The 22,317-nt window shown below is 72.8% G+C and carries 26 protein-coding genes and 1 pseudogene; 9 read left to right on the top strand and 18 right to left on the bottom strand.

Annotated elements, in window-relative coordinates:
* Positions 1–8: 8 nt before the first annotated feature.
* From GRQ65_RS20500 to GRQ65_RS22270, 5 genes are all read right to left on the bottom strand, one after another.
* Positions 9–467 carry a hypothetical protein gene (locus GRQ65_RS20500; protein ID WP_160879868.1) on the bottom strand — a complete coding sequence of 153 codons (459 nt, stop codon included), beginning with the start codon at positions 465–467 and terminating at the stop codon, positions 9–11.
* Between the two features lie 184 nt (positions 468–651).
* The gene (locus tag GRQ65_RS20495) at positions 652–2,061 is read right to left on the bottom strand and encodes a GntT/GntP/DsdX family permease (RefSeq protein WP_439331873.1); all 1,410 of its coding nucleotides are present in this window, start codon (positions 2,059–2,061) and stop codon (positions 652–654) included.
* 2 nt (positions 2,062–2,063) lie between these two features.
* The gene (locus GRQ65_RS20490) at positions 2,064–2,546 is read right to left on the bottom strand and encodes a gluconokinase (protein WP_160879937.1); all 483 of its coding nucleotides are present in this window, start codon (positions 2,544–2,546) and stop codon (positions 2,064–2,066) included.
* Between the two features lie 279 nt (positions 2,547–2,825).
* Positions 2,826–3,494 carry a SprT-like domain-containing protein gene (locus GRQ65_RS20485; protein WP_160879867.1) on the bottom strand — a complete coding sequence of 223 codons (669 nt, stop codon included), beginning with the start codon at positions 3,492–3,494 and terminating at the stop codon, positions 2,826–2,828.
* A gap of 10 nt (positions 3,495–3,504) precedes the next feature.
* The gene (locus GRQ65_RS22270; RefSeq protein WP_202388469.1) at positions 3,505–3,669 is read right to left on the bottom strand and encodes a hypothetical protein; all 165 of its coding nucleotides are present in this window, start codon (positions 3,667–3,669) and stop codon (positions 3,505–3,507) included.
* A 14-nt stretch (positions 3,670–3,683) separates the two neighbouring features.
* Between GRQ65_RS22270 and GRQ65_RS20480 the strand changes: the two genes are divergently transcribed.
* The gene (locus tag GRQ65_RS20480) at positions 3,684–4,316 is read left to right on the top strand and encodes a hypothetical protein (RefSeq protein ID WP_160879866.1); all 633 of its coding nucleotides are present in this window, start codon (positions 3,684–3,686) and stop codon (positions 4,314–4,316) included.
* 7 nt (positions 4,317–4,323) lie between these two features.
* Here the strand turns inward: GRQ65_RS20480 and GRQ65_RS20475 are convergent, their stop codons facing one another.
* From GRQ65_RS20475 to GRQ65_RS20445, 7 genes are all read right to left on the bottom strand, one after another.
* Complete coding sequence (locus GRQ65_RS20475) at positions 4,324–4,806, bottom strand: hypothetical protein (protein WP_160879865.1); 483 nt, start codon at positions 4,804–4,806, stop codon at positions 4,324–4,326.
* A gap of 10 nt (positions 4,807–4,816) precedes the next feature.
* Positions 4,817–5,812, bottom strand: coding sequence for an ERCC4 domain-containing protein (locus tag GRQ65_RS20470; RefSeq protein WP_160879864.1), 996 nt, complete (start codon positions 5,810–5,812; stop codon positions 4,817–4,819).
* 25 nt (positions 5,813–5,837) lie between these two features.
* A complete protein-coding gene (locus GRQ65_RS20465) occupies positions 5,838–6,506 on the bottom strand; it encodes a hypothetical protein (protein ID WP_160879863.1) in 669 nt (222 codons plus the stop codon).
* Between the two features lie 54 nt (positions 6,507–6,560).
* Complete coding sequence (locus GRQ65_RS20460) at positions 6,561–7,112, bottom strand: hypothetical protein (protein ID WP_160879862.1); 552 nt, start codon at positions 7,110–7,112, stop codon at positions 6,561–6,563.
* Positions 7,113–7,122: 10 nt separating this feature from the next.
* The gene (locus GRQ65_RS20455; RefSeq protein ID WP_160879861.1) at positions 7,123–7,464 is read right to left on the bottom strand and encodes a TraR/DksA C4-type zinc finger protein; all 342 of its coding nucleotides are present in this window, start codon (positions 7,462–7,464) and stop codon (positions 7,123–7,125) included.
* Positions 7,461–8,375, bottom strand: a complete 915-nt coding sequence (locus GRQ65_RS20450) for a hypothetical protein (RefSeq protein WP_160879860.1) — start codon at positions 8,373–8,375, stop codon at positions 7,461–7,463. The genes GRQ65_RS20455 and GRQ65_RS20450 overlap by 4 nt, the downstream gene beginning before the upstream one ends.
* A gap of 72 nt (positions 8,376–8,447) precedes the next feature.
* Positions 8,448–9,440 carry a PGN_0703 family putative restriction endonuclease gene (locus GRQ65_RS20445; protein ID WP_160879859.1) on the bottom strand — a complete coding sequence of 331 codons (993 nt, stop codon included), beginning with the start codon at positions 9,438–9,440 and terminating at the stop codon, positions 8,448–8,450.
* Positions 9,441–9,595: 155 nt separating this feature from the next.
* On the opposite strand from GRQ65_RS20445, the gene GRQ65_RS20440 reads away from it, so the two are divergent.
* From GRQ65_RS20440 to GRQ65_RS23610, 5 genes and pseudogenes are all read left to right on the top strand, one after another.
* Positions 9,596–9,904, top strand: coding sequence for a WXG100 family type VII secretion target (locus GRQ65_RS20440; RefSeq protein WP_160879858.1), 309 nt, complete (start codon positions 9,596–9,598; stop codon positions 9,902–9,904).
* Positions 9,901–10,200 (top strand): WXG100 family type VII secretion target, encoded by a 300-nt coding sequence (locus GRQ65_RS20435; RefSeq protein ID WP_160879857.1) that lies wholly within the window; start codon positions 9,901–9,903, stop codon positions 10,198–10,200. Before GRQ65_RS20440 ends, GRQ65_RS20435 begins: the two co-directional genes overlap by 4 nt.
* On the top strand, positions 10,197–11,489 hold the full coding sequence (locus tag GRQ65_RS20430) for a WXG100-like domain-containing protein (RefSeq protein WP_160879856.1): 1,293 nt from the start codon (positions 10,197–10,199) through the stop codon (positions 11,487–11,489). Before GRQ65_RS20435 ends, GRQ65_RS20430 begins: the two co-directional genes overlap by 4 nt.
* 47 nt (positions 11,490–11,536) lie before the next feature.
* A complete protein-coding gene (locus GRQ65_RS20425; RefSeq protein WP_237448626.1) occupies positions 11,537–11,800 on the top strand; it encodes a hypothetical protein in 264 nt (87 codons plus the stop codon).
* Positions 11,797–12,036, top strand: a pseudogene (locus GRQ65_RS23610) (PDDEXK family nuclease); the annotation flags it as partial. The gene GRQ65_RS20425 and the pseudogene GRQ65_RS23610, both read left to right, overlap by 4 nt.
* Before the next feature lie 246 nt (positions 12,037–12,282).
* On the opposite strand, the gene GRQ65_RS23115 reads toward GRQ65_RS23610, so the two are convergent.
* Complete coding sequence (locus GRQ65_RS23115) at positions 12,283–12,744, bottom strand: hypothetical protein (protein ID WP_237448625.1); 462 nt, start codon at positions 12,742–12,744, stop codon at positions 12,283–12,285.
* A 185-nt stretch (positions 12,745–12,929) separates the two neighbouring features.
* Between GRQ65_RS23115 and chrA the strand changes: the two genes are divergently transcribed.
* Positions 12,930–14,303, top strand: a complete 1,374-nt coding sequence (gene chrA / locus GRQ65_RS20415) for a chromate efflux transporter (protein WP_160879854.1) — start codon at positions 12,930–12,932, stop codon at positions 14,301–14,303.
* A gap of 3 nt (positions 14,304–14,306) precedes the next feature.
* Here the strand turns inward: chrA and GRQ65_RS20410 are convergent, their stop codons facing one another.
* The 4 genes from GRQ65_RS20410 to GRQ65_RS20395 all read right to left on the bottom strand — a co-directional run bounded on the left by GRQ65_RS20410 (position 14,307) and on the right by GRQ65_RS20395 (position 19,531).
* On the bottom strand, positions 14,307–14,912 hold the full coding sequence (locus GRQ65_RS20410; protein ID WP_237448624.1) for a DUF4396 domain-containing protein: 606 nt from the start codon (positions 14,910–14,912) through the stop codon (positions 14,307–14,309).
* 117 nt (positions 14,913–15,029) lie between these two features.
* Positions 15,030–17,972, bottom strand: coding sequence for a vitamin B12-dependent ribonucleotide reductase (locus GRQ65_RS20405; protein WP_160879853.1), 2,943 nt, complete (start codon positions 17,970–17,972; stop codon positions 15,030–15,032).
* 169 nt (positions 17,973–18,141) lie between these two features.
* On the bottom strand, positions 18,142–18,660 hold the full coding sequence (nrdR, locus tag GRQ65_RS20400) for a transcriptional regulator NrdR (RefSeq protein ID WP_160879852.1): 519 nt from the start codon (positions 18,658–18,660) through the stop codon (positions 18,142–18,144).
* Positions 18,661–19,003: 343 nt separating this feature from the next.
* Positions 19,004–19,531, bottom strand: coding sequence for a mismatch-specific DNA-glycosylase (locus GRQ65_RS20395; protein ID WP_160879851.1), 528 nt, complete (start codon positions 19,529–19,531; stop codon positions 19,004–19,006).
* 34 nt (positions 19,532–19,565) lie between these two features.
* Here GRQ65_RS20395 and GRQ65_RS20390 point away from each other — a divergent pair, with 34 nt between their 5' ends.
* Positions 19,566–20,855, top strand: coding sequence for a NupC/NupG family nucleoside CNT transporter (locus tag GRQ65_RS20390; RefSeq protein WP_160879850.1), 1,290 nt, complete (start codon positions 19,566–19,568; stop codon positions 20,853–20,855).
* A 3-nt stretch (positions 20,856–20,858) separates the two neighbouring features.
* Here the strand turns inward: GRQ65_RS20390 and GRQ65_RS24225 are convergent, their stop codons facing one another.
* Positions 20,859–21,839, bottom strand: coding sequence for an ATP-binding protein (locus GRQ65_RS24225; protein WP_160879849.1), 981 nt, complete (start codon positions 21,837–21,839; stop codon positions 20,859–20,861).
* A gap of 64 nt (positions 21,840–21,903) precedes the next feature.
* On the opposite strand from GRQ65_RS24225, the gene GRQ65_RS20380 reads away from it, so the two are divergent.
* The gene (locus GRQ65_RS20380; RefSeq protein WP_160879848.1) at positions 21,904–22,203 is read left to right on the top strand and encodes a hypothetical protein; all 300 of its coding nucleotides are present in this window, start codon (positions 21,904–21,906) and stop codon (positions 22,201–22,203) included.
* Positions 22,204–22,317: the final 114 nt, after the last annotated feature.

Genomic DNA, 22,317 nt, shown 5'->3' with positions numbered 1-22,317 from the left:
CCCGGGTCTCACGCGGGCGGGTCGTCGTCCCTGCTCCTCACCTCCGCTCGCCTCGTGGTCGACCGCGCCGCCGAGGCTGCCGCCCCGGGGACCTCGTGGACCCGGTTGGCCCGTACGACCAGTCGCGCCCCGGTGCCGGCGGCCAGCGGGATCTCGCCACCGACCGCGTGACCGCCCGCGAGCCCGAGACGGCCTGCCCGTCGCAGCGCGGGTGCCGCTCGGGGGTCCAGCACCTCCCGGACGAGCCAGCGCAGCCACGCCGCAGGCTCCTCACGGTGCCGCCGCGCCAGCCGCAGGCAGCACCCGTCGCGGCACGGCACCCATGGCGAGCGCGGGGTCGGCTGCGGCGGCAGGACGCGGCGTACGGCGCCGCGCCAGCCTGCCAGGCCGGCCAGCAGCTCGATCTCGGTGGCGGTCAGCGGCGGGTCGACCCGGAGCGCCGGGACGGGTGCGTCGTGGTCGTGCATGAGGCCCTCCTGCGGAAGCGGACGACCTCAGTCTCGTCGCGGGATGCGGCCCCTGGCTCCCGTCGGCCCCGGGGTGTGGAGAACCCTCGGGACGGGCGCGCCTGTGGAGACTCCCGGGACGTCCTGGCGTGGTTTCGAGACAGGACTTCGTCCTTCCTCAACCACCGGCGGGCCTCGGGCGTGCCTAGACGACCAGCGACAGCAGCAGCACGAAGACGAGACCGGACACCGACAGCACCGTCTCCATGAGCGACCAGGTCTTGATGGTCTGGCCGACGGTGAGGCGGAAGTACTGGTTCACGAGCCAGAACCCCGCGTCGTTGACGTGCGAGAAGAAGACCGACCCGGCGCCGACCGCGAGCACCACGAGCGACACCTCGGCGGTCGGCAGGTCGGCGACCAGGTCGAGCACGAGCGAGGACGCGGTGATGGTCGCGATCGTCGCCGAGCCCGTGGCCAGGCGAATCAGAACGGCGAGCGACCAGGAGAGCAGCAGCACCGAGATGTCGGCCTCGCGGGCCCAGTCGGCGAGCAGGGTGCCGACCCCGCTGTCGACGAGCACCTGCTTGAACCCGCCACCCGCCGACACGATCAGCAGGATGCCGGCGATCGGCGGCAGCGAGGAGGTGATGGTGTCGGACAGCTTCGAGCGGTCCATGCCGACGCCGATCCCGAAGGTCCACATGGCCACCAGGACACCGATGAGCAGGGCCACGAACGGCTCGCCGACGACGTCGAAGGTCTGCTGCACGACGCTGCCGTCGTCGTCGATGACGATGTCGGCGACCGACTTGGCCAGCATCAGGACGACCGGCAGCAGGATCGTGCCGATCGTCGCGCCGAACGACGGACGCTGGTCGACGGGTCGCTCCTCGCGCCCCTCGTCGAACGTGTCAGGGGCGGGCACGTGGACCCACCGGCCCGCGATCGCGCCGTACAGCGGACCGGCGACGACGACGGTCGGCACCGCGACGAGGAGACCGAGCCCGAGCGTGACCCCGAGGTCGGCGCCGACGAGGTCGATCGCGGTGACGGGGCCGGGGTGGGGCGGCACGAAACCGTGCATCGCGGAGAGGCCGGCCAGCGCCGGCAGCCCGACCGTGATCAGCGAGACCTGGGCGCGGCGCGCGACGAGGTAGATCACCGGCATCAGGAGCACGACGCCGATCTCGAAGAACATCGGCAGCCCGATGATCGCGCCGACGGCCGCCATGGCCCACGGCAGCCCGCGCCCGGAGGCCCGGCCGACGATCGTGTCGACTACCTGGTCCGCACCTCCGGAGTCGGCCAGCAGCTTGGCGAACATCGCACCCAGCGCGATCAGCACGCCGACGCCCGCGGCGGTGTCGCCGAAGCCTGCGCTGAAGGAGTCGAGGACGGTCAGCAGGTTCTCGCCGGCGATGATGCCGACCGTCAGCGCACCCAGGATCAGCGCGAGGAACGGGTTGAGCTTGAGCACGGTGATGAGCAGGACCAGCAGCGCGATCGCCACCAGGGTGCCGGTCAGCAGCTGCCAGCCGGGGGCGACCGGCTCGGGCAGCTCCTCGGCGGCGGTGACGACGGCCGGCAGGACCGCGGACACGGACTGGGCGATGCTCACGAGTCCTCCTCCAGTCGGGCCTGGCGCACGTACTCCTCGACGATCTGGTCGACGCTGCTGCCGACGTCGACGACGACGCCGCGCTCGTCGGGGGCGAGCGGTTCCAGGGTCGAGAACTGCGAGGTCAGCAGCGAGCTCGGCATGAAGTGCCCGGGCCGGCTGGCCTGACGCCTCTCGATGAGGTCACGGCCGCCCTCGAGGTGCAGGAAGACCACCTCGGAGCAGTGGTGGCGCAACTGGTCGCGGTAGCGGCGCTTGAGCGCCGAGCAGGCGATGACCCCGCCGTCGGCGTGGGCCACCAGCCACTCGCCGATCTTCTCGAGCCACGGGAAGCGGTCGGAGTCGTCGAGCGGCTCACCGCGGCTCATCTTGTCGATGTTGGCCTGGGGGTGCAGGTCGTCGGCGTCCTCGAACGGGACGCGCATCCGACCGGCCAGCGCAGCGCCGACCGTGGACTTGCCCGAGCCGGAGACGCCCATGACGACGACAGGGTGGTCGAGTCCGCTCACGCGCGGGCAGTACCCGCGAGGTGACCGACGCAACGTCGTACCTGACAGCGGTCAGGCTCAAGGGGAACGACGACGGTGTCCCCGACGGAGGACCCGGGGCCGTGGCCAGCGCCTCGACCTCTCCCGGGACGAGGTCGGCGACGCCTGGTCCGGCCCTCCCCGATGGCGGGCTCACCGCCGAGGACACCGTGCCGTTGACCTGGACAACGAGCCTCCTCGGCGGAGGTCACGGCCGGGACGACAGGAAAGTCATGGCACCGGCTCGACCCAGGCGAACGGCACGCGCAGCACGACCCGCCCCGCCTCGAGGTGGTACGACGTGCGACCGCGCTTGGCGACGCGTCCGACGGTGCCGTGGTGCTCCCCCTCGACGACGACGCGGGCACGTGCCCCGACGGGCAGCAGCACGACCCGGCGACCCTCGCGCAGGCGCGCGAGCTCGGCCTCGTAATTGGGGTGGAGGACCGCGGGGCGGCCGTGGTGGGTCCAGGAGTAGACGTGGCGAAGGTCGAAGCCGCGTGAGCAGCGCCCGCACGTCATCACCCGCTCGGGTCGGCGGTGCCGCTCCACGGTGTGGCCGCCCGGGCAGACCCCCAGCCAGGCCGCCGGGGCGGTGGGGGCGTCGGGCGAGACGCAGCGCTGACCGGAGCAGCCGATCGAGACCGCGATGGCGCGCCAGTGGGCGTCGTGCCCGTGGCGCGGGCCGGCCAGGGCGTGCGCGATCTCGTGCAGGACGGTGTCGCGGACCTCGTCGACGGTGTGGACCACCGTGAGCGGAGCGCTCAGCCCGATCACACGCTCGGCGTAGCGGCAGATGCCGGCACGCCGCTTGGCGCCGTCGAAGAAGACGCTCCACTCCCCCAGCCCGTGCACCTCCAGCAGGTGCTCCGCCATCGCGCAGGCGTCGCTCAGCTCCATGTCGGGGACGCTACGAGGGACCACCGACACCGGCGGCCCGGACCCGCTCGTGCAGGCGCTCTCGCACCTCGTCGGGGCTCAGCTGGGTGCGTCGGCGCTGGTCGCGGGCGACGACGACCCCGGTGGCCGCGACCCCGGCGAGTCCGGCCAGTCCCAGCCACTTCCACAGGCGCACGCCATGATCGTGCCATGACTGCCTCCCGTCTGACGCTGGACGAGGCGTGCGAGCTGACCCGCACCGGTGACCTGTGGCTGTTCCGGGGGCGCTCGGTCGCCGACCACGCGATCCGCACCCTCACCAACGCCCCGGTCAACCACGTCGGCATGGCGGTCGTCATCGACGACCTGCCGCCGCTGATGTGGCACGCCGAGCTCGGCAAGGGGCTTCCTGACGTGTGGGCCGGCAAGCACCAGCGCGGGGTGCAGCTGCACGACCTGCGCCAGGCGGTGGGGCAGTGGACGGGCCGCTACGAGCAGCGCGGCTGGCTGCGCCAGCTCTCGGTCGACGTCACCCCGGCGATGGAGGACGCGCTGCTGCAGACCGTGGCGCGCATGGACGGGCTGCCGTTCCCCTCGACGCTGGGCCTCGTCGGTCGCGTGGCGCGGGGCCGCCTGCGGCGCCAGGCACCGACCGAGCTGGCCTACTGCGCCGAGGTGGTCGCGTCGGCGTACGTCGCCATGGGGCTGCTCGACGCCGACCGCCCGACCAACGCCTACGACCCCGGGAGCTTCTGGTCGGGTGACGACCTCGACCTGCGGCTCGGCGCGCAGCTGGGCGCGGAGATCGAGGTCTACGAACCCGGCCGCGGCAGGCTGTGGTGAGGCCCGCTCAGTAGTCGACCGACTGCCCGGCGGACGTCAGCTCCCACACGCCCCGGCCCTCGACCATGAGCCCGGCGTCGATCATCGCCTTGCGCTCCTTGCGGGCCGTGGTGTGCCAGCGCACCTCTCCGGTGGGCGAGGTCTGGCGGTCGCGCTCGCGCAGCTCGTCCTCCATGGCCATCTCGAGCTCGAGGAGCATGTCCTCGGTCTCGAGGCTGCCCTCGGCCTTCAGGATCCGCACGATGTGAGGGCGGAACGCCGCCTGGTCGGTGACCTTGCTCGGCGGTCGCGCAGGCGCGGCCGGGGTGCGGGTGGAGGTCGTGCGCGCCGACGTCGTCGAGGAGTCCCCGCCGACCGTGCTGGTGCGGACCGTGGCGCGCGGGGTGCGCTGCGTGCGGGGCGTGGGCGGCGGCTCGGGCGGTGCCTTCGGCATGCCGTGCACACAGGTGCTCAGCGGGAGGTCACACAGCTCGCAGTACTCCTCGGCCACTCACCCAAGGTTACGAGCCCTCCGTCGCGCTCGCGAGGGCGGCATCGTAGGCAGCCCGCACGGCCGCCGGCACGCGTCCCTTCGCGGACACCTCGAACCCGTGGGCCGCCGCCCAGACACGCAGCTCGGCCGCGCTCGGCCCCGTCGCCGGCGACACGGGCGCCAGCGGGCCGGCCGCGACCAGCTCCTCGACGCGGGCGGCCCCGCCCTCGTCGTCGAGGTGGGCGCGCAGAGCCGCCCCGAGGAAGCGGAAGGCCCACTCCTGGGCGAGCTTGCGGGTCTCGCAGAACACGATCGGCACGCTCGGCCAGCGGACCTGGCACTCGGCCAGACCGTCGGCGAAGACCGAGGCGCGCACGTGCTCGTGGCGGAAGACCTCGGCGTACCTCTCCTCGACCACGACGGCCGCTCGCGGCACGCTGGCGAGCTCGCCGAGCTGGTAGCGCAGCTTGCCCGAGCTCAGTGAGGAGGCGAGGTCGGCGAGGCTCTTGCGCTCGACCACGGCGAGGAGCCGGTCGTCGCGGACCACGCCGTAGTCGCCGCACGCGAGCGCCCCGCGGCGCACGGTCGCCTGCCGGTCGGAGAAGGTCCACGGGTAGCGCTCGTGGGTGTCGACGGTGACCTCGAGGTCGACGATCCCCGAGGGCCGCGCAGTGGGTACGGCGACCGCGGGGCGGGCCTGGCGCGTCGTGCGGGCGCTCTGCCAGAAGATGACCGGACGGCCCTTCGCCTGGGCGAAGACGAGCTGCGAGCGGTTCTCCCGACCGCGGTCGAGCACGAGGTCGATGGAGGCCCCGCGGCGCGTGCAGCTGCGCACCCCGACCCGCTCGACGACCTCGGCGTCGGCCGGCCACTCCTCGGCGCGGTGGCAGTAGACCTTGCTGGTCCGCGGCCAGGTGTCACGCGCCTTCAGCACCACCGCGCCGCTCGCGAGGGGGATGCGGAGCAGGTAGGGCAGCGTGGAGTCCGGGTCCGGGTTCCGTGCGATGACGAAGTCGTCGGGCACGTCGCGAGTGTGCCACGGGTGGTGCTCAGGGGGCCGCTGCCCCGCGCGCGGCCCGGGCCCGGGCGTACGACGGCTCGCGGAGGCGGCGCACGACGTCGTACTGCTCGAGGCCCGGCGGGGGGTGGAGCACGGCGTCGAAGACCAGCTCGGGGTCGTCGGGCTCGCGCTCGCCCAGCTCGAGCTCGGCGAAGGGCTGCCAGTCCTCCCGCGGGCCGGCGTACACCAGCTCCACGGTGGCGGGTCCGTGGTAGCGCCCCGCGACGACGACAGCTCCGGAGGGAGAGCGGAAGGGGACGAGGGTGCCGAGCAGCCCGTGCTCCTGAGCCCGGGTCGCGGTGAGGAGGTAGCGGGTGAGGCGGCCGGCCCCGGTGGTCGAGAGCAGTAGGTCGGCGTGACCGGCCGCGCCGAGCGGCACCTTCACGGCGAGGCCGTGGACGTCGGGCCAGCCGCTGGGGAGGCCGACGGCCCGCGACTCCCGGACCACGATCTCGTCGACGCCGGGCTGGTCGAGGAACGACGCGCCGGTCGACCGCGGACCGCCGCGGCGGTGCAGCCGCCCCCGGCGGACGGCACCGTGGGGGTGCATCGGCTTCGGCGGGTGCCGGACGATGGCGAGGCCGCGGACCAGGACGGCCAGGGTGACGCCGCCGGTGTTCGCGGCCGTGCGGGCGAGCGGGGCTGCGAGGGAGGGCACGCGCGCCGGGTAACCGGCGCAGGCGCGGTCAGACGGGTCGTCCCTCCGCGCGCCTCACACGACGACGGCGAGGACCTTGCGGGTGAGCCGCTCCGGGCGAGGCACCCAGTCGTCGGTCTCCGGCTCGGCCCCCTCGACCGAGGAGCGGACCGCGACCGAGAACGAGCGCGGGTCGCCGACGCAGTCCGGCGCCAGCCGCACCCGCGACGTCCGGCCCTGCATCGAGAGCCGCACGCAGCCGCGGGAGGTGACGTCGCGGCCGTCGTCGTCTAAGGCGTCGGACTCGAAGGCGCGGTACTCCGAGAAGGCGCTCCCGCTCACGTGCAGGTCGGGGGCGCGGTCACCGTCGAGGTCGAACCACACGTCGAGGGTGTCGCCCGGCGCCACCGCACGTGGGTGCCGCACGACCACGACCGCCGACCGTCCCGCCGCCGGAGCGGCGCGCATGACGACCTCGGTGACGTCGAAGGCGGCCGTCGCGTCGACCGGGTCGGTCACCGTGCGGGAGATCGGTGGTGCCGCCTGCGCCGGGACCGCCGTCACCCACAGGGCAGTGGGCACGGCGGCCACGAGCGCGACGGCGGCGATCAGGCGGTGCGGTCTCATGGCGGTCACCCTAGGCGGCGCAACAGACACACGTGCGGGCCGTCGGCCGCGCCTCGAGGCGCTCCTCGGGGATCTCGGCCCCGCACACGTCGCAGACGCCGTAGCCACCCTCGTCCAGCAGCACCAGGGCCGCCTCGACCTCGGCCAGGCGGCGCTGCGCCTGCCGGGTGAGCGTCTCGACCTGCGATCGCTCGAAGGCGATGGTGGCGCCCTCCGGGTCGTGCTCGTCGTCGGCGTTGGAGTCGCGCGAGGCCTCCACGAAGCCGTCGTGGTCCTCGCGCAGTCGTGCCAACCGGTCCGTCGTACGCCGGCGCTCGGCCTCGAGCCGACCGCGGTGGTCGGGCGTGCTCACGGGGAGGTCGAGGCGCTGGGCGAGGGGTTGCTGCTCGGGGCGGAGGAGCTCGGCGCACTGGACGGGGTGGCCGAGGGGGCGCTCGACGGGGTCGAGCTCGGCGTGCTCGTCGGCGTGCTCGTGGGCGTCGGCGTCGAGGACGCCTCCGTGGGCTCGCTCGTCGGCGAGGAGGTCTCGGTCGGCTCGTCGTCGGACGAGGCGCCGTCGCTGGGTGCTTCGGTGAAGCCCTCCTGCTCGCCCTTCCCGCCGTTGCCGCCGTCGTCCTGCTGGTCGTCGCTCTGGCCGCCGCCGGTGACGCCACCGAACGTCGTGCTGTGGGTGCCGCTGCTGCCACCTGTGAGCTGGGACACCGGCTCGCCGACGATCTTCTCGAAGACGGTGATCGCGCCCATGACGACGACGAAGGTGGCGGCGGCCAGCAGCGCGATGCGCTTCCACGCCAACCCGTGCCACCAGCGGGCGACCGGCTCCGTTCCGTCTGCGGGCCCGGCCGTCTCGACGAGCTCCTCCTTGGCCTCGGCGAGGCGCTCGTCGGCGGCCTCGAGGTGGGCGTCGGCCAGCGTGTCCTGACCCTCGTCGCGGCGGCGCGCGGCGCGGCGTACCTCCGCCTGGGCGACGCCGACCTTCGCCATCGCGGCCTCCTGGGCCTTGAGCACCGCGTCCTTGCTGCGGGCCAGGCCCTGGGCGTAGAGCGCACTGCCGACGGTGGCCGCGACGCTGCCGAGCGCGGCACCGAGCAGGGTGCCGACGGCGCCGAGGGTCGAGAGCAGGACCGCGGTCGTCACCGCCGCCAGGGCGCCGGCGAGAGTCTTGACCCAGTCGATGTCGAGCTTCGACCCGGTCGCTGCCGCGCCGTCGGGGGTCGACGGGGTGCTGGGGGTGTCGGGGGTTCCGGTGCTGCGCTGTGCCATGACCCGTCCACCATGCCAGCCACCACCGACGCACCCAACGCCTCGCAGCGTGGAGCGGGTGTGAGGTCGCGCTCAGGCGGAGCGGCCCGGGTGCTCGCTCTCCTCCAGCACGTCGGGCAGCTCGGCGGGGATCAGCGGCGGATCGAGGTAGCGCACCGCGAACTCGTCGGCCCACGCCGGGCCGGGGTCGATCCCCTCCCGCAGGCCGGCCACGAGGGACTCGAACGACACGACCCGGCAGCGCTCGGGCTGGCGCAGCGCGGCGCTCAGCCCCGCGAGGGCGATCGCGGCCCCAGGGTCCGCGGCCAGGCACAGCACCACGACGCTCGCCGACGAGACGCCCTCGACCCGCTCGCGCACGCAGCCCGCGGCGAGCAGGGTGCGGCGCCAGAGCTGGTTGGTCGACGGACCGACCAGCTCGGCGACCGTCTCGGGGTGGAACCACCCCGAGCTCTCGTGCACGTCGCGGTAGGTCTCGCTGTTGTAGATGGTCGCGTTGAACGGCTCGGTGAACTTCGTCTCGACGGCGATCAGGTGCCGCGAGCCGTCGGCCCGCTCGGTGACGATGACCGCGTCGAACGACGAGGCGTCACCCAGCACGTCGACGGGCGGTCGCCACTCGCACTCCAGCAGCCGCACCGAGACGGCCTCGGGGTCGAAGAACGCCTTCACGGCGTTGATCCCGCGACCCGGCTGGCTCCTCAGCTCGCCGAACACCGAGAAGGTCATCGGCAGGCTCGAGAGCATGTTGCGCTGCAGCCGCGAGCGGTCGAGGTGGCCGCCCTCGGCGAGCACCTCCTCGGCCCGCGTGCCGGCGTACTCCCCGGCCGCGGGGCTGACGAAGTTCAGGCCCGGCCGGTCGGCGACGTCATCGGCGTGGAGCAGGCTGCTCAGCGGTCGCGTGCCACCACTGACGCGGTACTCGCCGTACTTCGCGTGCAGGATCTGCTCGCGGTACCACGACTGCTGGAGCCGGTGCCGCGCCGTACGTCTCGAGTCGGTGGCGATCCCGAGGCGTGGGTCGTCCCACGAGAGCTGCATGACGTCGGTCCCCCTCTTGCTCATCCGACCTGGTCACTCTGCCCCTGGGGTGGCGGGAGGGAAACCCTCGGTCCAGACCAAGCGACCGGCGTTTTTGGCGCGAGGGGTGGCGTGTGCGGGTTCTCCACAGATCGCTAGGCGGCGCCCCACGCGGGCCTGATCCGGGGCAGGGTCGGGCCATGACGTTCCGCATCGAGCACCCCGAGTTCCACGCCTCGGTCGCCGACCTGCGCGGCGCCTGCGACCTGATCGCGACCGTGCGGGGTCGCGCCGGCGGCCACGTCGGCACCCTGCTCGGCGACGGGTGGTCGGGTCAGGCCGCCGACGCGTTCGCCGAGGCCTGGGCCGACTGGCTGACCGCCTCCGAGACCGTCGTGCACGAGCTCGGCTCGCTGGCTGAGACCCTGGCCGCGGTGCACGCCGCGGCCCAGGAGGTCGACGCCCACGCCACCGACTCGCTCGCCTGGGTGGCCGGGAGGCTGGGGTGAGCGGCTCCTACCGCGCCGACCTGCGCCAGGCCGGCGACGTGGTGCGGGCGCTGTCCGCGGTGGAGCGCGAGCTCGACGAGGTCGCGGTCGACCTGCGCTGGCGCGTCACCCACCTGCACACCGGCTTCACCGGCCTCTCGGCCGACGCTCACCTCGTGGCCCACCGCCGCTGGGTCGCGGCGTACGCCGACATGCGACGCGCGCTCGGCGAGATGCGCGAGGCACTGCACGTCGCGCAGGGCAACTACCGCGGCGCCGCCGAGGCCAACCTGGCCATCTGGCGGGAGGTTCAGTGAGGATCGCTGTCGACGCGCCGTCGCTGGGCAGCACGGCCGTCGTCTTCGAGCGCGCCAACCAGTCGGCAGCGACCTTCCACCGCGGGCTGGCGCGACGACTCGCGCGCGGCGACGGCATGGCGGGCGACAGCTCGATCGCGGCCGACTTCGCCGAGGCCTACGACGACGCCGCCCAGCTCGCCCTCGACGCGGTCGCCGACCTGGTCGACGCGTTCGCCACGTGCGCTCGCCTGACCCGGGTCACCGCGGGCAACCACGCCCGCGCCGAGGCGCGATCAGTGCTCTCGGGCCGCACGGTCTACGAGGGCCACACCCCCCTCCAGGGCTTCGTCTCGGTGCTGCCGACCACGGTGCCGTCCGCCCTCGGTGGCGACTGGACCGCGCTGCCGGGCTGGGTCGGCTGGGTGCTCGACCAGGTCGAGGGCTTCGTCTGGCCCGACGCCGACGTCGACCGGCTGCGCGACGTCGCCGCCGGGTGGCGCGCCGCTTCCGCGCAGTGCGTCGGCCTGGTCAGCTCGTGCGAGAGCGCCGCCGACTCGCTGTCGCTCACCCTCTCCCCCGAGATCCCCGTCGCGCTCGACGTCACCGGCCGCCTCGCCCGACGCTGCCAGCTGCTCTCCGACCAGTGCGCCAGCATCGCCCGCTCCTGCGAGGGCTACGCCGACCAGGTCGAGGCCGCCCGCGCCGAGATCCTCGACCTCGTCCACGACCTGCTGCGCGACGCGGTGATCATCCAGGGCATCGGCCTCGTGCTCGGAGCGGTCACCGGCGGGATGACCGCCGCCGGCGCCGCCGCGCTCAACGCCACCAAGATCGCCGCCGCCACCCCGCGGATCCTGCGCATCGTCAGCACCCTGCGCTCGCTCGCCACGGTCTGCGCCGCCCCCGTCCGCGCCGCCGCCACCGCCCTGCGCGACGTGCGCCGCGACCTCGCGGTCTTCCGCCGGGCCCGCCTGACCCTCGCCTCGACGTACGACGCCGAGAGGGTGGCGCGCGTCGCGCGCTTGCAGACGATCGTGCGTCACCCGCGCCTGACCGATCCGGCTGCCTTTCGTGGGCTCAGCCGAGAACAGGTGCGAGAGATCGTCCCGAACTGGCCGGTCTCCCCCGCCAGGAGAGGCGAGGGAGTCGTCTACCGCGACCCCGCGAACCGTGATCGGGTGATCAGGGTGATGGACGGCTACTCACCTGAGGAGCGTGCAGACCCGCTCACACACGGTCCCTACGTCGTCATCTCCCAGTTCGGCGACGTGGTCAAGCTCCCACTCGAAGGGAACCCCGTCCTGTGACACCGCTCGAACAGCTGCTGGATGATCTCGGCGAACAGCTGGACGCGATGGGCGCGCTTCCCGTCTACCTCTTCTCGTGGTGGCTGCGCGGGCAAGGTCGAGACCTGAGCGAGGACGAGATCGGCGCGTTGTGCCGGACCGCGTACGACGAACTGCGACGCAGACCCGACCTGGAGCTCGTGTGGCTGGAGTCGCCGCAGGACGCCCCCGAGACCGGCACCCCCGCCGACCCGAGGACCGAGCCCGACTTCGACCTGCACACCACGGGCGAGACCACTGGGCGGGTCCTCACCCTCGTGCCGCGCCCGTGACCGGCGGTCACCGCGGTGGTGACGAAGAACCACCGAAGGAACCACCGACCCCGTCCCGACGAGCGACGCTGAGGCGGGTCGCGAAGAAGGACACCGCTCCGGAACTCGCGCTCCGACGCGAACTGCACAGACGAGGCCTGCGCTACAGGCTGCACGTCCCGGTGCCGGGCCTGCCGCGTCGCTCCATCGACATCTCCCTGAGCCGAGCCCGCATCGCGGTCCTCGTCGACGGCTGCTTCTGGCACGGGTGTCCGGCGCACTTACACCTGCCGGTGCACAACCGGGACTGGTGGCGGTGGAAGTTGCTGAGCGTGCAGAGCCGCGACGCCAACACGACGGCCACTCTGACCGCCGCGGGATGGAGGGTCGAACGGGTCTGGGAGCACGAAGACATGTCCCTGGCAGCGGCGCGCATCCACGCCCTGTGGAAGGACGGCTCGCCGCGAGCCGGCCAATCCATCGGGGCCGGCCCCGCCGCGGGGTCAGGCGCGGTGCTTGCCGCCGGCCCGCAACGAGCGCCGGACGGCAGCGGCCGCGGCGTTCATCTCTTCGCGGGTGAGCCGGTCCCGGCGTTGGGTGAGGGTGTCGAGGAGGTTGACCGGGGCGCAGACGACCACCCCGCGCTCGAAGCCGTCGATGGCGGTGTCCTCACCGACGCACAGGACGGGGTGCACCTCGTCGCGGCGCACCTGTGCGAGCTGGGCGACGGCGTCGGCGGCGGCGAGCAGACCGAGGGCGAGCTTGGCGCGGGTGCGGGGGCGCTCGTTCGCGCGGGCACCGGCGATGACGAAGACCCCCGGCTCGCCCACGGCGACGAAGTCGGCGCGCAGCCCCTTGGGGCCGACGTGCCGGAGGTCGAGGACCCGCCAGTCCCGTGACGGGAGCTCCCCGAGAGCGCGCTCGAGCATCGCGTCGGCCTCGGCGGGTGCCAGCTGCGCCGCCATTCGTCGGACCTCCTCCGGCGTGTCGGGTTGCGCACCAGGGCGCACTCGTGGTCGAACCTACGGTGAGCGGCCAACCCCGCGCAGCCGAACTCCACAGGCCGGACACCGGTCCGAGGCCCGCAACGCCGTCTCCCCGGCCCTCCTTCACCTGTCGGACACCCGGCTGCCCTAGCGTTCCCGGCGTCATGACCCACCCCGGCCCGCTCCCCGACCAGCGCCGCGACGTCGTCCCCCTGCGCGAGGCGGCGAAGGCGTGGTTCCTCATCTCCCTGCAGACCTTCGGCGGGCCCGCGGGCCAGATCGCCGTCATGCAGCGCACCCTGGTCGACGAACGGCGCTGGATCGGCCAGCGGCGGTTCCTCTTCGCGCTGTCCTACTGCACTCTGCTGCCCGGGCCCGAGGCGCAGCAGCTCGCGACGTACGTCGGCTGGCTGCTCAACGGCATCCGCGGAGCGCTCGTCGCCGGCATCCTGTTCATCCTGCCGGGCGTGGTCGCGCTGCTGGCGTTGTCGTCGATCTACGTCGCCGCGGGCGACACCACCGTGGTCGAGTCGCTGTTCCTCGGCCTCGCCCCCGCCGTCATCGCCATCGTGGCGCAGGCCGTGATAAGGGTCGCGGTCAAGGGCCTCACCCACCCGTCGCTCGTGGTCCTCGCGGTCGCGGCGTTCGTCGCCCTGGCCCTGTTCTCGGTGCCGTTCCCGGCGGTGGTCGCGGCTGCGGCACTCGTGGGCTGGCTGGTCGGGCGCAGGGTGCCCAGCCTCACGACGCCGTCCGCACCGCGGGCCGACGACGGCCCGCAGCCCCTCATCAGCGACGACGCCCTGCACGCCGAGCGCCCCTCGGGTGCCCGGGCCGCCCGCATCCTCGCGGTCGGCCTCCTGCTGTGGGCCGCTCCTGTCGCCCTGGCCGCCGTGCTCTTCGGGCGCAGCAGCGTGTTCGTCGACCAGGGTCTGTTCTTCTCCGGCACCGCGCTCGTGACCTTCGGCGGCGCCTACGCCGTGCTCGCCTTCGTCGCACAGCAGGCGGTCGGCGTCTACGGCTGGCTCGCCCCCGGCGAGATGGTCCGCGGCCTCGCCCTGGCCGAGACGACGCCCGGTCCGCTCGTGATGGTCGTGCAGTTCGTGGCCTTCCTCGGCGCCTACCGCGACCCGGGCTCGCTCGACCCCTGGGTCGCCGCGGTGCTGGCCTCACTGCTCGTCACGTGGGTGACCTTCGTGCCGTGCTTCCTCTTCATCCTCCTGGGCGCGCCGTACGTCGAGCGGCTGCGCGGCAACCATGCCCTCGCGAGCGCCCTGACCGGCATCACCGCGGCGGTCGTCGGCGTCATCGCGAGCCTGGGGGTCTACTTCGCCGTGCACACGCTCTTCGCCGACACGCTGACCGTGACCTCCGGCCCGCTCGACCTCGAGGTGCCGGTGCTGAGCTCGCTGCAGTGGACCCCACTGGCCATCACCGCGCTCGGCTGCGCGCTGATCTTCTGGCGCCGCTGGTCGGTGCTCGCCACCCTGGGCGTCTGCGCCGCGACGGGTGTCGTCGTGGGCCTGCTCCAGGCCGCCTAGTCGTCAGGCGGCCAGCGCCACCAGCAGGCCGCCCGCCATGAACGCGACGAGCGCGGTCGCGAGCGTCGAGGTCGCGATCGCGGGGATGAAGCGTCGAGCGCCGGTCGGCGCGTCGCCACCGTGGTGGTACTCGTGGGTCAGCGCGTGCCCCTTGCCCCGCCTGAGCAGAGCACGGTTGACCGGGAACGCCGCCGCGAAGGCCGCGGTCAGCGCGACCGCCATCGAGAGCCAGAACACCGCGTCGACCAGTCCGGCGTCCATCGCCCCCGGGACCAGCGCGACGACGACGTTGTCCGCCACCTCCATCGTCGCGATCGACAGCGTGTCCGCCGCGACGACCACGCTGAGCGCGGCGCCCAGACCGAGCCCCGCCCGCAGCAGCGGTAGCGAGGAGAGGGAGAACCCGAAGACGAAGGCGAGCGCGATCGACACGACGATCGTCCAGCCGTTGCCGAGGCCGGCGGCGGCTCCGATCACCAGTCCGGCGATCTCACCGATCGCGCACCCGGTCAGACAGTGGAGCGTGGCCGACGCCGCCATCGAGCCGAGCCCGTCGCCCGTGCCGTGCATGCCGTACATGCCGCTGGCGTCGTGCGCGTGGCTCGTCATGTCGCTCCTCCTCAGGTTGTCGCCGTACCCCACGGGGGTACCCGGTCAGGCGGTCCCGAGGACGGCGGAAGGGCCGGAGACCGTGTGGTCTCCGGCCCTTCCTGGGTCAGTCGGCGCTCAGCTGCAGCCGGAGGTGCTGCCGCAGCCCTCGCAGACGTAGCAGGAGCCAGCGGGGCGCATCTTGGTGCCGCAGGTCATGCACAGCGGGGAGTCGACCGCGGTGCCGGTGATCAGCTCGAGGAGCTCGGCGGAGGTGCGGGCGGTCGAGGAGGCCTCGGCCGGGACGGCGCGCTGGCCAGCACCGCTGGTGTCCTTGGTCTCCACCACGTCGGCCTCGACCACGTCGACCGCGGCGGGGGCCGGGGTCTCGGTCGGGGCAGACAGGTCGCCGACGACCTCGTCGGGCGAACCGAGCTCGGCGATCGGCTCGTAGGAGCCGGTCTCGAGGTAGCGCTGGCGCTCGTCGGCCGAGAAGACACCGAGGCCCTGGCGGGTCTCGAAGTCGAGGTAGTCGAGCGCGAGGCGGCGGAAGATGTAGTCCATGATCGACTTCGCCATCCGCACGTCGGCGTCGTCGGTGAGACCGGCCGGCTCGAAGCTCAGGTTGGTGAACTTCGAGACGTAGGTCTCGAGCGGGACGCCGTACTGCAGGCCGATGGAGACCGCGATCGAGAAGGCGTCCATCACGCCGGCCAGGGTCGAGCCCTGCTTGCCGAGCTTGAGGAAGACCTCGCCGAGCTCGCCGTCGTCGTGCGCACCCGAGGTCATGTAGCCCTCGGCGCCACCCACGGTGAAGCTGGTGGTGCGCGAGACGCGCGACTTCGGCAGGCGCTTGCGGAACGGCTTGTGCACCTCGACGACCCGCGGCTCGGGCTCGGTCGCGGCGGGCGCCTCGGTGGCGAGGCCCTGGTCCTTCTTCGCCGAGTCCGACTTGCCGTCGGAGAGCGGCTGGCCGACCTTGCAGTTGTCGCGGTAGATCGCGGTCGCCTTGAGACCGAGCTTCCACGACTGGAGGTAGACCTCCTCGATCTCCTCGACCGTGGCCGTCTCCGGGAGGTTGACGGTCTTGGAGATCGCACCCGACAGGAACGGCTGGGCCGCCGCCATCATCCGGACGTGGCCCATCGGCTTGAGCGAGCGGGCGCCCATCGCGGTGTCGAAGACCTCGTAGTGCTCCAGGCGCAGGCCCGGGGCGTCGATGACGTGGCCGTGCTCGCCGATGTAGGCGACGATCGCCTCGACCTGCTCGGGCTGGTAGCCGAGCTTGCGCAGCGCGCGCGGGATGGTCTGGTTGACGATCTGCATCGAGCCGCCGCCGACGAGCTTCTTGAACTTCACCAGGGAGAAGTCGGGCTCGATGCCGGTGGTGTCGCAGTCCATCATGAAGCCGATGGTGCCGGTGGGGGCGAGCACCGAGGCCTGGGCGTTGCGGAAGCCGTTGGCCTTGCCGAGCTCGATGACCTGCGCCCACTCGGCGGTGGCCAGCTTGTGCACCTGGGCGTCGGCGATGCCCAGGGTGCGCACGGTGTCGTTGGCGGCCTGGTGCTTGCGCATGACGCGCTGGTGCGCCTCGGCGTTGCGGGCGTAGCCGGCGTAGGGGCCGACGACGGCGGCGAGCTGCGCCGAGCGGCGGTAGGAGGTGCCGGTCATCAGCGAGGTGATCGAGGCGGCCATCGCGCGCCCGCCCTCGGAGTCGTAGCCGAGACCCATCGCCATCAGCAGGGCGCCGAGGTTGGCGTAGCCGATGCCGAGCTGGCGGTAGTCGCGGGTGGTCTCACCGATCGACTCGGTCGGGAAGTCGGCGAAGCAGATCGAGATGTCCATCGCGGTGATGATCAGCTCGACGGCCTGCGCGAAGCGCTGGGCGTCGAAGGTGTCGTCGTCCTTGAGGAACTTCAGCAGGTTCAGCGAGGCCAGGTTGCACGAGGAGTTGTCGAGCGACATGTACTCCGAGCACGGGTTGGACGCGGTGATGCGGCCGGTCTCGGGGTTGGTGTGCCAGTCGTTGATGGTGTCGTCGTACTGCAGGCCCGGGTCGGCGCACTCCCACGCGGCGGTGGCGATCTTGCGGAACAGGTCGCGGGCGTCGACGCGCTCGATGACCTCGCCGGTCTTGCGGGCGCGCAGCCCGAAGTCGGTGCCGTCCTCGACCGCGCGCATGAACTCGTCGCTGACGCGCACGGAGTTGTTGGCGTTCTGGTACTGCACGCTGGTGATGTCGGCGCCGCCGAGGTCCATGTCGAACCCGGCGTCGCGCAGCGCGCGGATCTTGTCCTCCTCGCGCGCCTTGGTGGAGACGAACTCCTCGATGTCGGGGTGGTCGACGTCGAGGACGACCATCTTGGCCGCGCGGCGCGTCGCGCCACCGGACTTGATGGTGCCTGCGGAGGCGTCGGCACCGCGCATGAAGGAGACGGGGCCGCTCGCCGTGCCGCCGGAGGAGAGTAGCTCCTTGGAGGAGCGGATGCGCGAGAGGTTGAGACCGGCGCCGGAGCCGCCCTTGAAGATGAAGCCCTCCTCCTTGTACCAGTTCAGGATCGAGTCCATCGAGTCGTCGACCGACAGGATGAAGCAGGCCGAGACCTGCTGCGGCGACTGGGTGCCGACGTTGAACCAGACGGGGCTGTTGAAGGAGAAGTACTGGTGGGCGAGCAGCCAGGTCAGCTCGTGCTCGAAGACCTCGGCGTCGGCGTCGGTCTTGAAGTAGCCGTGGTCGACGCCGGCCTGCTTGTACGTCGAGACGACGCGGTCGATGAGCTGCTTGAGGCCGGTCTCGCGCGCCTCGGTGCCGACGGCGCCGCGGAAGTACTTGGTGGTGACGATGGTGGAGGCGTTGACCGACCAGAAGTCGGGGAACTCGACGCCGCGCTGCTCGAAGACGGTCTCGCCGGTCTTCCAGTTGGTCTGGACGACGTCGCGGCGCTCCCAGGTGATCTCGTCGTAGGGGTGGACGCCCTCGGTGCTGAAGACCCGCTGGATGCTGAGCGCACCCGCGCGCTCCGAGCTCCGGGCCTCGCCGGCCTGCTTGCCTGCGGCCGCGCCGCTCACCGTCTCCGTCATGCCTGACTCCTGCTCGCTTCGTGATCTGTTGGGGGTGGGGTGCTGCTCGTGGTGCGGGGGAAGTCCCGAGGCCGATCGTGCACGGGCCCACCGACAGCCGGGTGGCGACGCCGGTGGCGGTGGTGCGCCCGGCGCGCAGCTTCCCCACTGCGCGCCGGGCGGTCTCTGGTCAGCCGGTGGCGGCTGAGGGGGTGGACACGGGCTCCTCGATCGAGCCCTGGAGCATCGATCGCAGCTGGCCCGTGCGGTGGGTGCGCAGGCTCTCGATCTCGCGCTCGAAGTCCTCGGCGGACTCGAACTGCTTGTAGACCGAGGCGAAGCGCAGGAAGGCGACGTCGTCGAGCTCGCGCAGCGGGTCCAGGATCGCCAGCCCCACCTCGTGGGCGGCGAACTCGGCCTTGCCCGAGGCCCGCAGCGCCTCCTCGACCTTCTGCCCGAGGCAGGCCAGGTCGTCCTCGGAGACGGGACGGCCGCCGCACGCCTTGCGGACGCCGGCGATCGCCTTGTCACGGCTGAACGCCTCGCTCGCGCCCGAGCGCTTGAGGACGGTCAGCTGCATCAGCTCCAGCGTGGTGAACCGCTGCCCGCAGCTCTGGCAGCTGCGCCTACGACGGATGGACGAGCCGTCCTCGGCGACCCGGGAGTCGAGGACCTTGGTGTCGGTGTTGCGGCAGAACGGGCAGTGCACCGGAGGTCTCCTCTCGGGGGTGCTGTGGGGTGGTCGTGAGGAGTGGGAGGGCGCGCCGCAGACACCCCGCGGGGGGTGTGTACAAGTCGCCTCACACTGTGGAGAACACCCGTGTGGTTGTGGGTCTTCCACACCCGACCTGGGGACTAGATGTGGATAACTACACCGGTGTAAGTACTAGATGTAGTGGTGACAGTACGCGGCCGACCCCAGGTGTGCAACCCCGCCCCGAGGCGTGTCGCGAGACGCTCCGACGGGCCCGTGCGACACGCCGCGCGGGCGCGGGACAGGCGGGCGGGAGAGGCGTTCGGGAGAGGCGGGCGGGAGGCGGTCGGGCGCGACCTCAGCGACGGGAGCCGAGCTCCGGGGCCGCGATCTCCGCGAGGTCGCGCCACCAGGAGAGCCGGTTCGGACGTCCGTCGTAGTCCTTGCGCTGGTTGGCACCGCTCGTGCCCGGCAGGACGTAGACCTCGGCCCCGGCGAGGTCCCAGCCGGCGAGGCCGAGCGAAGGCCGGCGGCGGCCGAGCCCCCGGGCGACCCAGGCGGCGGTGCCCTTGGCCGTGAACGCGACGTACGCCGGCGCCCAGCGCTCGACCTTGCCCACCAGGTCCTCGAGGTCGACCCAGCCGCGCCCGGTCTCGTGGTCCCAGTGGCCGACCAGGTCGGTGAGGCCGAGACCGAGGTCGGGCAGGCGCTGCTCGTCCGCCGGGCCGAGGCGCTCGTGCACCATCCCGGAGCGGTGGAGGTGGTCCCAGAAGCAGTTGCCGGGCGTGGCGTAGTAGTGGTCGCGGGTCTTCGTGCTCTCCGCCCCCGCCATCCCGCAGAACACGACGACCGGGTCGGGGCCGATGACGTCGGGCAGGACCTCCACGGGATGCGGGTACCCGCGCGGGTACCGCGCGCGCATGGCAGAGCTGCGCGGGGTGCTCGGACTGGCCTTCGTCGTGCTGGTGGCGGTGGCGCTGAGCCGTCACCGCCGCGGCATCTCGTGGCGCACCGTCGGCACCGCGCTGGCGCTGCAGGTCGGGTTCGCGGTGCTGGTGCTGCAGTGGGGCCCGGGCGAGGCCGCACTGAGGTGGGCCTCGGCCCGGGTCGAGTCGCTCATCGGCTACACCGAGGACGGCACGTCGTTCCTGTTCGGCCCCCTCGCGGAGGTCGGCGGCGAGGGGTCGACGATCTTCGCCCTCAAGGTGCTGCCGGTCATCGTCTTCCTCGGCGCTCTGATCGGGCTGCTGTTCTACCTGAGGGTCATCCAGTGGTTCACCTACGTCGTGGGCGGCGCCATCTCGCGACTGCTCGGGATCAGCCGGATCGAGTCGACCTTCGCGGCTACGGTCATCTTCCTCGGCCAGAGCGAGGCACCGCTGATGATCGCGCCGTGGTTGAAGAGCCTGCGCAAGGGTCAGGTCTTCACCGTGATGGTCGGTGGCTTCACCGCGGCTGCCGGCTCGACGCTCGTGGGCTACTCCCTGCTCGGCGCACCGCTGGAGTACCTCCTCGCCGCCACCGTCATGAACGCACCCGCCTCGCTGCTGATGGCGAAGATCATGTGGCCCGACTCGACCCCGCCCGACCCCGAGGACCCCGGCGCCGAGAACACAGCGGGCTCGGACCCGACCGGGGCCGCCGCCGACCCCGCCGCGGAGGTCGACGTGCGCCGCGTGCGCGACGAGGAGTCGCGCAACCTCATCGACGCGGTGGGCCGCGGCGCCCTCGCCGGCGGCCGGATCGCCGTCACCGTCGGCGCGCTGCTCATCGCGTTCATCGCCCTGATCTCGCTCGCCAACGGCGTCCTCGGTGGGATCGGGGGCTGGTTCGGCGCCGGCGACCTCACCTTCCAGCAGCTCCTCGGATGGCTGCTGGCGCCCTTGGCCTGGCTCCTGGGCGTGCCGTGGTCGGAGGCCGCGCAGGCGGGGTCGTGGATCGGGCAGAAGACGGTGCTCAACGAGTTCGTCGCCTACGCCGACTTCGGCCCGGCCGTCGACGGGCTGTCCCCGGTCACGGTCGCGGTGGTCACCTTCGCGCTGGCGGGGTTCGCCAACCTCGGCTCGATCGCCATCATGATCGGCACCATCGGCTCTCTGGCCCCCGAACGTCGTTCGTGGGTCGCCGAGCTCGGCCTGCGGGCCCTGCTCGCGGGCAGCCTGGCCAACCTGGCGAACGCAGCCATCGCGGGGGTCGTGGTCGGCCTGTAGTCCTCAGCCCGCCGCGACGCCGACGTCGAGGATGAACCAGACCGTCGTGCCGCTCGGGTCGCGCCGCGACCCCCACGAGGAGGCGAGCACCTCGACGAGCTGCAGACCCCGTCCGTGCACCCGCAGCGGGTCCTCGTCGGCGTCCGGAGCCGTCGGACCGGACTGCGGGCCGCCCTGGTCGCGGACCGACACCGTGAGCTCGTCGCTCAGAGCCACGCGCACCTCGGTGTGCCCTCCGCCGTGGAGGATCGCATTGGTCACGAGCTCCGAGAGGCACAGCTCGGCGGTGTCGACGGTGTCGTCGTCGATCCCGGCGACCCGGAGCCGGTCACGCAGGAAGCGACGAGCCAGCCCGGCCGAGCGCGGGTCGTCGTCGATCACGAGCCGACCAGGATCGTCGGTGTGCTCGTGCGCGTCGCCCCTCCGGACGGGCGTGGGGACGGCGTCCGGCTCTCCGCGCGCACGCACGCGTCGTACGGCGCTCGCGGCCTGCGCGGCGATGACCGGAAGGCGGTCGCGGCGATCGGCGTCGAGCCGCGACGCGTCGTCGAGGTAGACGATCACCCCGCCGACCGGCGAGCTCTCGCCCGGGAGCGGGACCACCGCCATCGCACGCACGTGCTCGGGTTGGCGCGAGACGAACTCCGGCCACCGTGGCTCGAACTCCTCACGCCCGCCCATCAGCACCTCGCCCGTGCGGACGACGGTCGTGAAGGGCACGTCGTCGAAGGCGTCGATGTGACACCACTCCAGGGCGGCGTCGAGACGGCGGTCGCTGGAGGTGAACCGCAACCGACGACCGCCACCCTCGGTGAGCGCGAACCCCACGCGCGACACACCCGGCCAGGACGCGAGCTCGCACAGCAGACCGCGCGCGACGTCGTCGTAGGTCAGGCCAGCGCTCGGTGGCCCGGCCGGCGGCGGGTGGGCCACCGTCGGGCGCGCCTCGACCGGGGCGTCGACACCCGGAGAAGACGCGGCCACACCACCAGGCTACGGGCTGCGTGGCGTCCCAGTGGCCGTTGTCGGCGCACGACACAATGACCGCGTGGGCGGCCAGGAGGGGAAGTCGAGGGCGGGCGCTCGGCGTGCCGCCCGGCCCCGGCCCCGCCTGCGCATGGACGTCGTGGGTCTCGCCGCGGGTTCATTGCTGGCCTTAACGGCGTGGGGCTTCCTTGTCTGGGCCGCCATCGACTTCGGTCGTACGGCGCGCGGCGGCGACTCCGGCGCCTGGGCCTACCTGGTCGTGGCCTCGATCGGGGCTGTCGCCTGCCTGTTCCTCTGCCTGCTCCTGGTGACGATGGTCCTGCGTCGCATCGGCGTCCTGAGCGACCCTCGACGGCACTGATCGGATCGACACGGGAACTGACGAGGAAGACCGCAGGGGCGGGGCCGCAGCCCCGCCCCCGTCTTCCCCGGCCCGTCAGCCGGGGTCGAAGCGGCTGACGAAGTCTGGTGCGCG

It is taken from the genome of Nocardioides flavescens (genome assembly GCF_009823805.1).
In the GTDB taxonomy this organism is placed as follows: Bacteria; Actinomycetota; Actinomycetes; order Propionibacteriales; family Nocardioidaceae; genus Nocardioides; species Nocardioides flavescens.
Note: the sequence above shows the minus strand (reverse complement) of the source record. Positions and strands in the feature narration are given on the sequence as shown.

Bases quoted from the DNA above. Each gene is read 5' to 3' on its own strand.
- GRQ65_RS20480 (WP_160879866.1), top strand. From the start codon at position 3,684: ATGACTGCCTCCCGTCTGACGCTGGACGAGGCGTGCGAGCTGACCCGC.
- GRQ65_RS23115 (WP_237448625.1), bottom strand. From the start codon at position 12,744: ATGGCGGCGCAGCTGGCACCCGCCGAGGCCGACGCGATGCTCGAGCGC.
- GRQ65_RS20425 (WP_237448626.1), top strand. From the start codon at position 11,537: ATGGGCGCGCTTCCCGTCTACCTCTTCTCGTGGTGGCTGCGCGGGCAA.
- GRQ65_RS20440 (WP_160879858.1), top strand. From the start codon at position 9,596: ATGACGTTCCGCATCGAGCACCCCGAGTTCCACGCCTCGGTCGCCGAC.
- GRQ65_RS20450 (WP_160879860.1), bottom strand. From the start codon at position 8,375: ATGGCACAGCGCAGCACCGGAACCCCCGACACCCCCAGCACCCCGTCG.
- GRQ65_RS20405 (WP_160879853.1), bottom strand. From the start codon at position 17,972: ATGACGGAGACGGTGAGCGGCGCGGCCGCAGGCAAGCAGGCCGGCGAG.
- GRQ65_RS20500 (WP_160879868.1), bottom strand. From the start codon at position 467: ATGCACGACCACGACGCACCCGTCCCGGCGCTCCGGGTCGACCCGCCG.
- chrA (WP_160879854.1), top strand. From the start codon at position 12,930: ATGACCCACCCCGGCCCGCTCCCCGACCAGCGCCGCGACGTCGTCCCC.
- GRQ65_RS20460 (WP_160879862.1), bottom strand. From the start codon at position 7,112: ATGAGACCGCACCGCCTGATCGCCGCCGTCGCGCTCGTGGCCGCCGTG.
- GRQ65_RS20490 (WP_160879937.1), bottom strand. From the start codon at position 2,546: ATGGGCGTCTCCGGCTCGGGCAAGTCCACGGTCGGCGCTGCGCTGGCC.
- GRQ65_RS20410 (WP_237448624.1), bottom strand. From the start codon at position 14,912: ATGACGAGCCACGCGCACGACGCCAGCGGCATGTACGGCATGCACGGC.
- GRQ65_RS20485 (WP_160879867.1), bottom strand. From the start codon at position 3,494: ATGGAGCTGAGCGACGCCTGCGCGATGGCGGAGCACCTGCTGGAGGTG.
- GRQ65_RS20445 (WP_160879859.1), bottom strand. From the start codon at position 9,440: ATGAGCAAGAGGGGGACCGACGTCATGCAGCTCTCGTGGGACGACCCA.
- GRQ65_RS20390 (WP_160879850.1), top strand. From the start codon at position 19,566: ATGGCAGAGCTGCGCGGGGTGCTCGGACTGGCCTTCGTCGTGCTGGTG.